The organism is Actinokineospora auranticolor (assembly GCF_002934265.1).
In the GTDB taxonomy this organism is placed as follows: domain Bacteria; phylum Actinomycetota; class Actinomycetes; order Mycobacteriales; family Pseudonocardiaceae; genus Actinokineospora; species Actinokineospora auranticolor.
The window spans coordinates 1-12699 of sequence record NZ_PTIX01000017.1 but is presented as its reverse complement, the minus strand read 5'-3'; the positions used below and the strand labels follow the sequence as shown (position 1 = coordinate 12699).

Genomic DNA, 12699 nt, shown 5'->3' with positions numbered 1-12699 from the left:
CGATGACCGCAACCGCATCGACATTGCACGCGGCGAGCCGGGAGGCGCTCGCCGCCGTCGAGCTCACCCTGCTCGACGTGCTGGAGAGCAGCCCGACCTCGTCGGGCACCGTCGGCGAGGAGCTGTTCGCCGTCGTCGCGCTGCTGGACCGGGAAATCGGTCTGCGGCGCACGGTGGCCGACTCCTCGACCGACTCGGCGGGCCGGGAACGCCTGGTCGCCGACCTGCTCACCGGCAAGGTCTCCGCCGAGGCGCTCAAGGTGCTGACCACCGCGGCCGGGGCCCGGTGGTCCAGCCCGCGCGAACTGGTCGACGGCCTGGAGTCGCTGGCGGTCACCGCGCTGCTGGTCGGCGCGGAGCGCGCGGGTCGGCTCGACGCCGTCGAGGACGAGCTGTTCCGCCTCGGCCGCATCATCGCCGACCACACCGACCTGGAGCAGGTCCTCACCGACCGGGGCGCGGCCACCGAGGGCAAGGTCGCCCTGGTCCGCGAGCTGGTCGGCGCCAAGGTGGACCGCACCACCGTGGCGCTGGTGGAGAACCTGGTCGGCAGCCCGCGCGGCAGGCAGGTCGTCACGGGTCTGGAGGAGCTGGCCGCCGAGGCGGCCAAGCGCCGCGAGCGCTCGGTCGCGCACGTGATCTCCGCCGGACCGCTCTCGGAGGCGCAGCAGGAGCGGCTCGCCGCCTCCCTGCAGCGCATCTACGCCCGGCCGATCGCCCTGCACCTGGAGATCGACCCCGACCTGGGCGGCGGCCTGGTGGTCAAGGTCGGCGACGAGGTCATCGACGGCAGCACAACCGGACGGCTCGACGCGCTGCGGCGCCGGTTTGCCGGCTGATCCCCCAAGACTTCCCCCAAGCTACGAAGTGAGAGCAGGAACCCCATGGCGGAGCTGACGATCTCGTCGGACGAGATCCGCAGTGCGATCGAAAACTACGTCTCCAGCTACTCCCCGGACGTCAACCGGGAAGAGGTCGGTGTGGTTTCCGACACCGGCGACGGCATCGCCCACGTCGAGGGGCTGCCCTCGGCCATGGCCAACGAGCTGCTGGAGTTCCCCGGCGGCGTGCTGGGCGTGGCGCTGAACCTGGACGCCCGCGAGATCGGCGCGGCCATCCTCGGTGACTACGACAAGATCGAGGAGGGCCAGGAGGTCAAGCGGACCGGCAAGGTCCTCTCCGTGCCGGTCGGCGACGCCTTCCTGGGCCGGGTCATCGACCCGCTGGGCAACCCGATCGACGGCCTCGGCGAGATCCCCGCCGACGGCGAGCGCGTCCTCGAGCTGCAGGCCGCCACGGTGGTGCAGCGCCAGCCGGTCGGCGAGCCGCTGCAGACCGGCATCAAGGCCATCGACTCGATGACCCCGATCGGCCGCGGCCAGCGCCAGCTGATCATCGGTGACCGCAAGACCGGCAAGACCACGGTCTGCGTCGACACCATCATCAACCAGAAGAAGGCCTGGGAGTCCGGCGACCCGAAGCAGCAGGTCCGCTGCATCTACGTCGCCGTCGGCCAGAAGGGCTCCACCATCGCGGGCGTCAAGTCCGCGCTGGAGGAGGCGGGCGCGCTGGAGTACACCACCATCGTCGCCGCCCCCGCCTCGGACTCCGCGGGCTTCAAGTGGCTGGCGCCGTACACCGGCTCCGCGCTCGGCCAGCACTGGATGTACCAGGGCAAGCACGTCCTGATCATCTTCGACGACCTGACCAAGCAGGCCGAGGCGTACCGCGCGATCTCGCTGCTGCTGCGCCGCCCGCCGGGCCGCGAGGCGTACCCGGGCGACGTCTTCTACTTGCACTCGCGCCTGCTGGAGCGCTGCGCGAAGCTCTCCGAGGAGCTCGGTGGCGGCTCGATGACCGGTCTGCCGATCATCGAGACCAAGGCGAACGACATCTCCGCCTACATCCCCACCAACGTCATCTCCATCACCGACGGCCAGTGCTTCCTGGAGTCGGACCTGTTCAACTCGGGCCAGCGCCCGGCGGTCAACGTCGGTACCTCGGTCTCCCGCGTCGGCACCGCCGCGCAGACCAAGGCGATGAAGTCCGTCGCGTCCACGCTGCGCCTGGAGCTGGCCCAGTACCGCGAGCTGGAGGCCTTCGCGGCCTTCGCCTCCGACCTCGACGCCACCTCCAAGGCCCAGCTCGAGCGCGGCACCCGGATGATGGAGCTGCTCAAGCAGGGCCAGTACTCCCCGGTCGCGGTCGAGGAGCAGGTCGTCTCGATCTGGGTCGGCACCAAGGGCCACCTCGACGACGTGGCCGTCGGCGACGTGCGCCGGTTCGAGTCGGAGCTGCTGGAGAACCTGCGGCACCGGCACGCGGGCATCCTCGACGAGATCCGGGTCTCGCGGGCGCTCTCCGACGACAACACCGAGCGGCTCCTCGCGGCGGTCAAGTCGTTCAAGGAGAGCTTCACCGCGGGCACGGGCGGCAGCGTGCGCGACGTGCAGGCGGGCGCCCTCGACGCGAACGCGGTGGGCCAGGAGACCGTCAAGGTCAACAAGCCCTCCCCGACCGAGTAAGGGCGGCGCAGGCATGGCACAGCTCCGGGAGATCCGCCAGCGGATCAAGTCGGCCCAGTCATTCAAGAAGATCTTCAAGGCGCAGGAGCTGATCGCGACCTCGCGGATCAGCAAGGCGCAGGCGAGGGTCGCCGCGGCCAAGCCGTACGCGGAGGAGATCACCTCGGTGCTCACCGCGCTGGCCACCGGCGCGTCGAACCTCGACTCGCCGCTGCTGCGCCCGCGCCCGAAGTACCGCCGGGCGGGTGTGCTGGTGGTGACCTCCGACCGCGGGCTGTGCGGTGGCTACAACGCCAACGCCATCAAGCGGGCCGAGGAGCTCATCGCCATGCTCCGGGAGCAGGGCAAGGAACCGGTCGTGTGGGTGATCGGTCGCAAGGGCCTCAACTACTTCCGGTTCCGCCAGCGCGCGGTGAAGGGCAGTTGGACCGGCTTCTCCGAGCGGCCCAACTACTCCGACGCCGTCGAGGCCAGCCAGACGATGATCCAGTCCTTCCTGCACGGTGAGGACGACGTCGACAACAAGCCGGGCGCCGACGGCGTGCTGGGCGTGGACGAGTTGCACATCGTCTACACCGAGTTCCGCTCGATGCTCTCGCAGCGGCCGGTCGCGACCCGGATCGCGCCGCTGGAACTGGAGTACCTGGAGCAGGAGAAGGAAGCCGGGGGCCTGTCCTCGGCGTACTCCTTCGAGCCCAGCGCCGAGGTGCTGCTCGACCACCTGCTCCCGAAGTACATCAACACCCGCATCTACGCGGCACTGCTGGAGTCGGCGGCGTCCGAGTCCGCGGCCCGCCGCACGGCGATGAAGTCCGCAACGGACAACGCCGACGAGCTAGTCAAGAGCTTCACCCGTGTCGCCAACCAGGTCCGCCAGGCGCAGATCACCCAGGAGATCAGCGAGATCGTCGGTGGTGTGGAGGCGCTCGCCGCCGCAGGAAGTGATGAGTGATGACTGCCATTCAGGAACCGAAGACCGCGGTCGGTCGCGTCGTCCGGGTGATCGGCCCCGTCGTCGACGTGGAGTTCCCGCGCGACTCCGTGCCCGACCTCTACAACGCGCTCAAGGTCGACGTCGAGCTTGAGTCGCTGAAGAAGACCATCACCCTCGAGGTCGCCCAGCACCTCGGCGACAACCTGGTGCGCTGCATCTCCATGGCGCCCCAGGACGGCCTGGTGCGCGGCACCCCGGTGCGCGACACCGGCGAGGCCATCTCCGTGCCGGTGGGCGACGCGGTCAAGGGCCACGTGTTCAACGCGCTCGGCGAGTGCCTCGACGCCCCCGGCCACGCCGCGGACGCCGAGCGCTGGCGCATCCACCGCCGTCCCCCGGCGTTCGACCAGCTCGAGGGCAAGACCAAGGTCCTCGAGACCGGTGTGAAGGTCATCGACCTGCTCACCCCGTACGTCGAGGGCGGCAAGATCGGCCTGTTCGGCGGTGCCGGTGTCGGCAAGACGGTGCTCATCCAGGAGATGATCACCCGTATCGCCCGCAACTTCGGTGGCACCTCGGTGTTCGCCGGAGTCGGCGAGCGCACCCGCGAGGGCACCGACCTCTTCCTCGAGATGGAGGAGATGGGGGTTCTCCCCGACACCGCGCTGGTGTTCGGTCAGATGGACGAGCCGCCGGGCACGCGCATGCGCGTCGCCCTGTCCGCGCTGACCATGGCGGAGTACTTCCGCGATGTGCAGAACCAGGACGTGCTGCTGTTCATCGACAACATCTTCCGGTTCACCCAGGCCGGTTCCGAGGTGTCGACCCTGCTGGGCCGCATGCCCTCCGCCGTGGGTTACCAGCCGACGCTGGCCGACGAGATGGGCGAGCTGCAGGAGCGCATCACCTCGACCCGGGGTCGCTCGATCACCTCGATGCAGGCGATCTACGTGCCCGCCGACGACTACACCGACCCGGCCCCGGCGACCACCTTCGCCCACCTGGACGCGACGACGGAGCTCTCCCGTCCGATCTCCCAGAAGGGCATCTACCCGGCGGTCGACCCGCTGTCCTCGTCCTCCCGGATCCTCGACCCGGCCGTGGTCGGCGACGAGCACTACCGGGTGGCGCAGGAGGTCAAGCGGATCCTGCAGAAGTACAAGGAGCTGCAGGACATCATCGCCATCCTCGGCATGGACGAGTTGTCCGAAGAGGACAAGGTGACGGTGAACCGGGCCCGCCGCATCGAGCGCTTCCTGTCGCAGAACTTCTTCGTCGCGCAGAAGTTCACCGGCGAGGAGGGCTCGTTCGTCAAGGTGGCCGACACCATCGAGGCGTTCGACCGCGTCGCCAAGGGCGAGTACGACCACGTGCCGGAGCAGGCGTTCCTCTCCATCGGTGGTCTCGACGACCTGGAGCGCAAGTACGCGCAGCTCACCAAGAAGTGAGCTAGTCTAGTTCGACGAACCGGGCCGGTGTCCTCTGTGGACACCGGCCCGGTTCGCGCTCACGGCAGGGCGGTGACCTCCGGGAGGCCGGTCGCGCCGCGGTACTCGCAGTACCGGGCGCTCGGGGGCAGGACCGCGACCTGGCTGCCCGCGTCGATCCAGGGGGCGTCGGCGGAGGTGCGGTACCGCAGCGACTTGTCCACCGCGATGACGAGCGTGCCGATGCCGTGCTGGAGCCGGGCGCTCAACGGGATCCGCCGGTCCACCCCCGTCAACCGGCTGATGTAGACCCACTGCGTGACGCCGCCGTCGTAGTTGCGCAGCGCCACGTAGAGCCTGCTGCCGCCGAAGGTGGGGGTGAACTCCAGGGCCACCACGCTGGTGATGCCGGGGAGGTCGGCGATGAACTGGAAGCCCGCCTCGGCCCGCGGGCCGAGCGGGTCGGCGTACCCGGCCCGCACCAGCGCGTCCTGCAGGCTGACGACGGAGTCCTGCAGGGGTGGGGACGTGCTGCCCACGGCCCGGATGGGGGCGTCCGCGGGCAGGTTGGTGCTGCGCTTGGCGATGGGATTGCGCTGCCTGTCGTAGCCCTCGTTGTAGAGCGAGGCGCGGTTGATCGGGATGAGCTTGTCCGCCGCCATCCGCTCCGGGCCCAGCCCCAGGATGACCCGCGTGTCGCGGCTGTCCACCGACGGCGGGAGCGTGAAGAACCCGACGCCGTCGTCCACCTTGGGCACCTCGGTCCACTGGCGCGCGCCCTTGCCGTCCTGGCCGATGACCCACTCCGGCGAGTACCACAGCGTGCTCAGCTCGGCGAAGACCAGGCCGTAGCGGTCGTGGTCGCCGAAGAGGAAGGTGAAGCCGTCGGCCAGGCCGTGCGGCTCGCCGAGCATCGCGGTCACCAGCCGGGGCTTGTCGCCGACGACCAGGCCGATGACGGTCGGCTCCAGGGTGCTCAGGTCGAGGTAGGTGCCGTTCGCCTGCTTCGCGGTGCCGCGCTCCGCCGCGCGCCGCTGGATCACGACGGCCACCCGCCCGGCGGGGGTCTCGTCCGCCCAGTAGACGTGCGGGGTGTCGACGAGCCGCTGGTCGCCGTTGGGGGAGCGGGCCATGCCGTAGGTGAACGCGTCCTCGGCCGCCTGCAGGTAGGCGGTGTCGGTCCGCAGTTCGCCCCGGGTCTTGGTGGTGAGCATGGGGTTGTGGGCGGCGGAGACGAGCGCGCCCGCCGCCGGGGCGTCGTGGTGCCACGGCAGGGTCGCGGTCACCGCGCCCGTCGCCACGACGAGGGCCAGTGTCCCCGCCACGGTCGTTCGGCGGCGAAATCGACGCCTGCGACCGCCGCGGATGACCTCGGTGTCGAAACCGGGGGGTGCGGTGACCTCCGCTGTCGCGTCCCGCAGCAGCCGGGCCAGTTCGGTGGTGTCCAAGGTACTCATCGCCTTGTCAGATCGTGGGTGCCCAGCAGCGCGCGCAGCCGTTCCAACCCGCGCGAGGTCTGGCTCTTGACGGTGCCCGCGCTGACCCCCAGCGCGGCGGCGGTCTCCGCCTCGGACAGGTCGTCGAAGAACCGCAGGACCAGCACGGCGCGCATCCGGGCGGGCAGCCCGCCCAGCGCCCGGGTCACCTCGTCGCGGTCGAGCACGCCGCCCTCGTGGCCGCGCACGCCCGGCTCGCGGGCGGTGTCCAGCGGCGCTTCGGTGACCCGCCGCGAGCGGTGCCGCCAGCGGTTCGCCGAGGCGTTGGCCATGGCGGCGCGCACGTACGGCTCGAGTTCGCCGTGCACCCGGCCGCGGCGCGCGTAGACCCGTTCGAGGACGTCCTGGAGCAGGTCCTCCGCGGCGCCGCGGTCGCCCGCGCAGAGCAGGTACGCGGTGCGCAGCAGCGCGGTGGACCGGTGTGCGACGAACTCGGCGAACTCGTCGTCGGCCTTGATGGTGCCCACCCCCAGTCTTTCGGTGTTCGGTGGTGTGGTCGGTCTGACTGCGTCGACACCGGGCTGGCGGGCGAGGTTGCCGGGGGTGTCGACTAGACTGGCCCGCAACCGGGTGCTTGTGAGGAGAAACCGTGGCTGAGATGTCCGTCCAGTTGGTCGCCGTCGAACGACTCCTGTGGTCGGGCAGCGCCACGTTCGTGGTCGCCCAGACGACCGAGGGCGAGATCGGCATCATGCCCGGTCACGAGCCGGTCCTGGGCAGGCTGGTGGACAACGGTGTGGTGAAGATCCGCACCTCCGCGGGCGAGACCATCTACGCCGCCGTCCTGGGTGGTTTCCTCTCGGTCACCGCGGAGGCGGTCAGCATCCTGGCCGAGTCCGCCGAGCTCTCCGGTGAGATCGACATCGACCGGGCCCGGGCCGACCTGCAGAACGCCGACGAGGCCGAGCGCACCAGGGCCGCGGCCCGGGTCCGCGCCGCCGAGCACGCGGTCTGATGACGGCCTAGCGGGCAGGGGGCGGCGCCGGTGGACATCAGCTTGCTGGTCGTGGCCGCCTTGGGGGTGGTCCTCACCGTCCTCCTCCTGCTCGTGCTGCGCCGCATCCGCCTGCTGCGGGCGGGCGGCATCCACGTGGCCCTGCGGGACCGCTTCGACGACCCGGCCAAGGGCTGGCACCTCGGCGTGGGCCGCTACCAGGGCGACGAGTTCACCTGGTTCCGGGCGCTGAGCCTGCGCACCGGCCCCGACCGGGTGATCCACCGGGACGGCCTGGAGATCGCCTCCCGGCGCGAACCGGAGCACATCGAGACCCCGAACATGCCCACCGGCTCCCGCGTCCTGCGCTTCGAACCCGCCGGTGGCGCCCCGGCCGTGGAACTCGCCATGGGCCCCGACGCCCTCACCGGCTTCCTCTCCTGGATGGAGAGCGCCCCACCCGGCAAACGCCTCCCCTGGGCCTCTTAGGCGCCCGGCGAGCGCGTGGGCACCCGCCCGTCCGGCAGCCGGACGCGGCGGGCATCATTGCCGACGTGACAGAGCATTTCCAGGTCCGCGGCGGGGCGCGGCTCGTCGGTACGGTCGAGGTCGTCGGCGCCAAGAACAGCGTGCTCAAGCTGATGGCGGCGGCGCTGCTCGCCGAGGGCACCACCACCCTGACCAACTGCCCGGAGATCCTCGACGTCCCCCTCATGGCCGACGTCCTGCGCAGCCTCGGCTGCGAGGTCACCGTCGACGGCGGCGTCGTGCGGATCACCACCCCGGCCGAGCTGAACCACCGCGCCGACTCGGCGTCGATGGGCAAGCTGCGGGCGTCGGTGTGCGTGCTCGGCCCGCTGGTCGGCCGCTGCAAGCGCGCGGTCGTGGCGCTGCCCGGCGGCGACGCGATCGGCTCGCGACCGCTGGACATGCACCAGAACGGCCTGCGCCAGCTCGGCGCCAGCAGCGAGATCGAGCACGGCTGCGTGGTCGCCCAGGCGGAGAACCTGCGCGGCGCCCAGATCTGGCTGGACTTCCCCAGCGTCGGCGCCACCGAGAACATCCTGATGGCCGCCGTGCTGGCCGAGGGCACCACGGTCATCGACAACGCCGCGCGCGAGCCGGAGATCGTCGACCTGTGCCTGATGCTGCAGCAGATGGGCGCCAAGGTCGAGGGCGCGGGCACCTCCACGCTGACGGTCCACGGCGTCACCTCGCTGCAGCCCACCGAGCACCGCGTGGTCGGCGACCGGATCGTCGGCGCCACCTGGGCGTTCGCCGCCGCGATGACCCGGGGCGACATCACGGTCAAGGGCGTCAACCCGCACCACCTGGACCTGGTCCTGGAGAAGCTGCGCACCGCGGGCGCCGACATCACCACCTTCGACGACGGATTCCGCGTCGTGCAGCACGACCGCCCCGGCGCGGTGGACTTCGTGACCCTGCCCTACCCGGGGTTCGCCACCGACCTGCAGCCCTTCGCCATCGCGCTGACCGCCATCGCCGACGGCACCTCGATGATCACCGAGAACCTGTTCGAGGCCCGGTTCCGGTTCGTCGAGGAGATGATCCGGATGAGCGCCGACGCGCGCACCGACGGCCACCACGCGGTCGTCCGGGGGGTGCCGCAGCTCTCCAGCGCGCCCGTGTGGGCGTCGGACATCCGCGCGGGCGTCGGCCTGGTCCTGGCGGGCCTGTGCGCCGACGGCGTCACCGAGGTCTGGGACGTTTTCCACATCGATCGCGGATATCCCAAGTTCGTGGAAAACATGCAGCGCCTGGGCGCCGACATCAAACGCGTGGACGCCGAACCCGCCCGGTAGTCGTTTTCTTTGCCTATCGGCCACGCAAGTTGCGCGAGCGCAACTTCTGGTCGCTGAGGATTTCTCGGCGACGAGTGACCGGTCGCTCGCATTCACCCTGATGGCCCATCCGCATACCACCTTCCCGCTGTCCGATCCGGTCCGATTGGCGGTGGTTCCCGTTGTAGTGGCCTAGTACAACGGGACCACCTGTTTTGACCAACGGAAGAGGGTCGTGATGCGGGTCAGGCGCAGAATCGGGATCTGCTCGGTGGCGGCGGTCGCCACCGTCGGATTGGTAGCGGTACCAGGGGCATCCGCCTCCCCGCGGTTGGACAAGGTGCCCGTGGCAAAGGGCTCCGGCGGTGCCGTCGTCTCGGACACGGTGCAGGCCACGCAGGCGGGGCTGGACGTCCTCCGCCGGGGCGGTACCGCCGCCGACGCGGCTGTCGCGGTCGCGGCGACCCTCGGTGTCACCGACCCGAACATGGCCGGTCTCGGTGGTGGCGGCTACTTCGTCTACTACGACGCCAAGAGCGGCAAGGTGTCCACAATCGACGGTCGGGAGACGGCTCCCGCGACCGCCGACGACAAGCTGTTCGTCAACCCCGCCACCGGCCAGCCGTACGCCTTCGCCGACGCCGTGACCAGCGGCCTCTCGGTCGGCACGCCCGGCAACCTGGCCCTGTGGGAGCGCGCCTTGCAGCGCTGGGGCAAGTACGACTTGGACGACGCCCTGAAGCCCGCCATCCGCGTGGCCGAGCAGGGTTTCCCGGTGACGCCGCAGCTGCGCAAGGAGATCGAGCAGAACCAGGACCGGTTCAAGCAGTTCAGCTCGACGTCCGCGCTGTACCTGCCGGGCGGTGCGCCGCCCGCGGTCGGCTCGACGCTGCGCAACCCGGACCTGGCGCGCACGTACAAGGAGATCGCCCGAAACGGCACCCGCGCCTTCTACGGCGGCTCTATCGGGCGGGACGTGGCCAACACCGCGCAGAACCCGCCGTTGGCGCCGGGCGCGACCATCACGCCGCCGAAGGGCAAGCTGGCGGTCGGGGACCTGCGCGCGTACCGGCCGCTGGACCAGGCGCCGACGAAGGTGCAGTACCGGGACTACGACGTGTACGGCATGGCGCCGTCATCCAGCGGTGGTACCACGGTCGGGGAATCGCTGAACATCCTGGAGAAGTTCGAGCTCGCCAACCGCGACCGCACCTGGGCGCTGCACTACTACCTGGAGGCCACGAAGCTGGCGTACGCGGACCGGGGACGCTACGTGGGTGACCCCAAGTTCGTGGACGTGCCGACCGAGGCGCTGCTGTCCCAGTCCTACGCGGACGTGCGGGGCTGCCAGATCGACCCGATCCGCGCCCGGCCCGCGCCGGTCGCCCCGGGCAACCCGCTCTCGCCGGGCCCGTGCTACCCGCCGCCCCCGTCCGCGACGCCGACCGCGGAGAACGAGGTCCACACGAACCACTTCGTGGTGGCCGACGCGCGCGGCAACGTCGTGTCGTACACCAACACGCTGGAGCAGGTCGGCGGCAGCGGCATCGTCGTCCCGGGCCGCGGCTTCCTGCTGAACAACCAGCTCACCGACTTCAACTTCACCCCCACCCAGGGCGCCGCCCCGGACCCCAACCTCCCGGCCGCGGGCAAGCGCCCGAGGTCCAGCATGTCCCCGACCATCGTGCTGAAGGACGGCAAGCCCTGGCTCGCCCTCGGCTCCCCGGGCGGCTCGACCATCATCACGACGGTCCTGCAGATCATCCTCAACCGGATCGATTTCAAGCTCGACCTCCCGTCCGCGGTGGCGGCCCCCCGGGCCAGCCAGCGCAACACCCCCACGGTGACGGCGGAGCCCGCCTTCATCGCGGCCTACCCGGAGCTGGGGAACTTCTACCGCCACCAGTTCACCGAGCAGGCCGAGATCGGCGCCGCGGCGGCGCTGGAGTTCACCGGCAACGGCCAGATCACGGCCGCGGGTGAACCCGTCCGCCGCAGTGGTACGTCGGCCGGGGTCGTCCACCCCGCCCGCTAGCCCTGTTCGCGAACCGGGGCCGACCTCACCGAGGTCGGCCCCGGTTTCGCCTTCACCGGGCGGTCTGGAGCTCCCGGAACTCCGCACGTGCCGCGACGGCGCGGTCGATGAGGGTGTCCAGGCCCTTGGGGCTGAAGGTGATCGTGAGGTCTTCGTCGGAGTTGAAGGTGAAGTCGATGCGGTCGGCGGAGACGGTGTGGGTGATGGGGCAGAAGTCGACCGCCACGGTGAGACCGGCGGAGAACCCCTCGCTGTAGGACCTGGTCATGGATCTACGCTCCTGTGTTGCGGAAAGTTTGCAGGCCGACGGTAGCAAGGTGCAATGCACTCGCGCATTGCACCTATCGAGTGAAGTAGTCGACACCCGACCGGCGGTAAGGTGCGTCCGCAGGTTGCCTAGCACGTCGAGGAGCGGTGTTGCCCAGCGTTCAGACCCGTCGGAAGCGCAAGCTGGGGCGGTATCTAGCCGACCTGCGCGACCATGCCGGGCTCAAGCCCGAGGCAGTGGCCAAGCTGCTCCGCAAGTCCCCGTCCACGGTGTCCCGCATCGAGAACGGCCATAGCCGATGCGACTTCTCCGCCTTGACCGCGATGCTCGGTCTCTACCAGGCCACCGCCGATCAGCGGCAGCACGCGGAGGAGTTGTGGGAGGAAGCAGGCCAGGAAGCCGCGCCTCTAGAGCACTCGTCGGCCATGCCGCCCCGGTACCGAGCGTTCGTAAAGGCATGGAATGAGGCAATTTCCGCGCGCACGCTGCACCTGCTGATCTTGCCGGGACCACTCCAGACGGTGAGCTACCGCTCCGCGTTCTACCGGGTGCTCGACCGGTTCATCGACTCGCCCATTGATGTCGAGCGGGATGCCGCCTCCATGGAGTTGCGGAGGGGGCGATTCGCCGAACCCGACCCCCTGTCGATGGCGGTTCTCCTGGATGAAGCCGTGATACACCGCGTTGTCGGTGGCCCGGTGATCATGGCCGAGCAGCTCCGCCATCTGGTTGCTCTCGGCAGCGCGCCGAACATCTCCATCCGTGTGATCCCCTTCGGGGCGGGGGAATACAGCGTGATTCCAGGAGCGGTTACGCTTCTGGGATTCGCCGAGCCCGCTGTAGATCCGGATGTGGTCTATGTCGAGTACTTCGGTGGCGGGGAGTGGATCGAAGGCGCTCGAGATGTAGCGAAGTTCGCCGGAGCCCTCGATGATGTCCAATCCCTTGCGTTGTCGGAGAAAGATACGGCGGCCCTGTTCAGCCGCAAGGCAGACCAACTGGAGTCGGAACGATGAAGAGCACCATGATGTGGCGGGTCAGCTCATTCAGCTTGCCCAACAACGACTGCGTCGAGGTCGGGCGTGGGCCTGGTGAGACCCTGATCCGGGACACCAAGAACCGCTCCGCAGGCGCCCTCCACCTGACTCCGCACTCCCTCGCCGCCTTGCTCCACTCCGTCAAGCGCGGCTAGGTGTACTGACCCGAGACGTTGCGAACGGTCCGACACGTGATCGGATGATCTTGAAATGAGGGAGGGCCTCCGGGTTCGGTGTGGAT

At 69.9% G+C, this 12699-nt stretch carries 13 protein-coding genes; 10 read left to right on the top strand and 3 right to left on the bottom strand.

The window, feature by feature from the left end; all coding sequences use genetic code 11:
* Positions 1-2 precede the first annotated feature (2 nt).
* The 4 genes from CLV40_RS25665 to atpD are packed head-to-tail and all read left to right on the top strand — an operon-like array spanning position 3 to position 4907.
* Entirely contained in the window at positions 3-839 is an 837-nt protein-coding gene (locus CLV40_RS25665; protein WP_104481554.1) for a F0F1 ATP synthase subunit delta, read from the top strand.
* Positions 840-884: 45 nt separating this feature from the next.
* Positions 885-2525: a F0F1 ATP synthase subunit alpha gene (gene atpA, locus CLV40_RS25660; protein WP_104481553.1), complete on the top strand. Its 1641-nt coding sequence runs from the start codon at positions 885-887 to the stop codon at positions 2523-2525.
* Positions 2526-2538: 13 nt separating this feature from the next.
* Complete coding sequence (locus tag CLV40_RS25655; RefSeq protein WP_104481552.1) at positions 2539-3477, top strand: F0F1 ATP synthase subunit gamma; 939 nt, start codon at positions 2539-2541, stop codon at positions 3475-3477.
* On the top strand, positions 3477-4907 hold the full coding sequence (gene atpD, locus CLV40_RS25650) for a F0F1 ATP synthase subunit beta (RefSeq protein ID WP_104481551.1): 1431 nt from the start codon (positions 3477-3479) through the stop codon (positions 4905-4907). Before CLV40_RS25655 ends, atpD begins: the two co-directional genes overlap by 1 nt.
* A gap of 59 nt (positions 4908-4966) precedes the next feature.
* On the opposite strand, the gene CLV40_RS25645 is transcribed toward atpD, so the two are convergent.
* Together CLV40_RS25645 and CLV40_RS25640 are read right to left on the bottom strand one after the other, a co-directional pair.
* Positions 4967-6343 (bottom strand): hypothetical protein, encoded by a 1377-nt coding sequence (locus CLV40_RS25645; protein ID WP_104481550.1) that lies wholly within the window; start codon positions 6341-6343, stop codon positions 4967-4969.
* On the bottom strand, positions 6340-6849 hold the full coding sequence (locus tag CLV40_RS25640) for a SigE family RNA polymerase sigma factor (protein ID WP_104481549.1): 510 nt from the start codon (positions 6847-6849) through the stop codon (positions 6340-6342). The genes CLV40_RS25645 and CLV40_RS25640 overlap by 4 nt, the downstream gene beginning before the upstream one ends.
* Before the next feature lie 122 nt (positions 6850-6971).
* Between CLV40_RS25640 and CLV40_RS25635 the strand changes: the two genes are divergently transcribed.
* The 4 genes from CLV40_RS25635 (at position 6972) to ggt (ending at position 11153) form a co-directional block, all read left to right on the top strand.
* Entirely contained in the window at positions 6972-7337 is a 366-nt protein-coding gene (locus CLV40_RS25635) for a F0F1 ATP synthase subunit epsilon (RefSeq protein ID WP_181043740.1), read from the top strand.
* 30 nt (positions 7338-7367) lie between these two features.
* The gene (locus CLV40_RS25630) at positions 7368-7805 is read left to right on the top strand and encodes a DUF2550 domain-containing protein (RefSeq protein ID WP_104481547.1); all 438 of its coding nucleotides are present in this window, start codon (positions 7368-7370) and stop codon (positions 7803-7805) included.
* Positions 7806-7870: 65 nt separating this feature from the next.
* The gene (gene murA / locus CLV40_RS25625; RefSeq protein ID WP_104481546.1) at positions 7871-9139 is read left to right on the top strand and encodes a UDP-N-acetylglucosamine 1-carboxyvinyltransferase; all 1269 of its coding nucleotides are present in this window, start codon (positions 7871-7873) and stop codon (positions 9137-9139) included.
* Between the two features lie 217 nt (positions 9140-9356).
* Positions 9357-11153 carry a gamma-glutamyltransferase gene (gene ggt / locus CLV40_RS25620; RefSeq protein ID WP_181043739.1) on the top strand — a complete coding sequence of 599 codons (1797 nt, stop codon included), beginning with the start codon at positions 9357-9359 and terminating at the stop codon, positions 11151-11153.
* 52 nt (positions 11154-11205) lie between these two features.
* On the opposite strand, the gene CLV40_RS25615 is transcribed toward ggt, so the two are convergent.
* The gene (locus CLV40_RS25615) at positions 11206-11421 is read right to left on the bottom strand and encodes a hypothetical protein (RefSeq protein ID WP_104481545.1); all 216 of its coding nucleotides are present in this window, start codon (positions 11419-11421) and stop codon (positions 11206-11208) included.
* A gap of 149 nt (positions 11422-11570) precedes the next feature.
* Between CLV40_RS25615 and CLV40_RS25610 the strand changes: the two genes are divergently transcribed.
* Together CLV40_RS25610 and CLV40_RS25605 are read left to right on the top strand one after the other, a co-directional pair.
* Positions 11571-12437: a helix-turn-helix domain-containing protein gene (locus CLV40_RS25610; protein WP_181043738.1), complete on the top strand. Its 867-nt coding sequence runs from the start codon at positions 11571-11573 to the stop codon at positions 12435-12437.
* Complete coding sequence (locus CLV40_RS25605) at positions 12434-12613, top strand: DUF397 domain-containing protein (protein WP_104481543.1); 180 nt, start codon at positions 12434-12436, stop codon at positions 12611-12613. The genes CLV40_RS25610 and CLV40_RS25605 overlap by 4 nt, the downstream gene beginning before the upstream one ends.
* Positions 12614-12699: the final 86 nt, after the last annotated feature.

Excerpts from the sequence above, each read along its gene's own strand:
- CLV40_RS25665 (WP_104481554.1), top strand. The coding sequence starts at position 3 with ATGACCGCAACCGCATCGACATTGCACGCGGCGAGCCGGGAGGCGCTC.
- atpA (WP_104481553.1), top strand. The coding sequence starts at position 885 with ATGGCGGAGCTGACGATCTCGTCGGACGAGATCCGCAGTGCGATCGAA.
- CLV40_RS25655 (WP_104481552.1), top strand. The coding sequence starts at position 2,539 with ATGGCACAGCTCCGGGAGATCCGCCAGCGGATCAAGTCGGCCCAGTCA.
- atpD (WP_104481551.1), top strand. The coding sequence starts at position 3,477 with ATGACTGCCATTCAGGAACCGAAGACCGCGGTCGGTCGCGTCGTCCGG.
- CLV40_RS25645 (WP_104481550.1), bottom strand. The coding sequence starts at position 6,343 with ATGAGTACCTTGGACACCACCGAACTGGCCCGGCTGCTGCGGGACGCG.
- ggt (WP_181043739.1), top strand. The coding sequence starts at position 9,357 with ATGCGGGTCAGGCGCAGAATCGGGATCTGCTCGGTGGCGGCGGTCGCC.
- CLV40_RS25615 (WP_104481545.1), bottom strand. The coding sequence starts at position 11,421 with ATGACCAGGTCCTACAGCGAGGGGTTCTCCGCCGGTCTCACCGTGGCG.
- CLV40_RS25605 (WP_104481543.1), top strand. The coding sequence starts at position 12,434 with ATGAAGAGCACCATGATGTGGCGGGTCAGCTCATTCAGCTTGCCCAAC.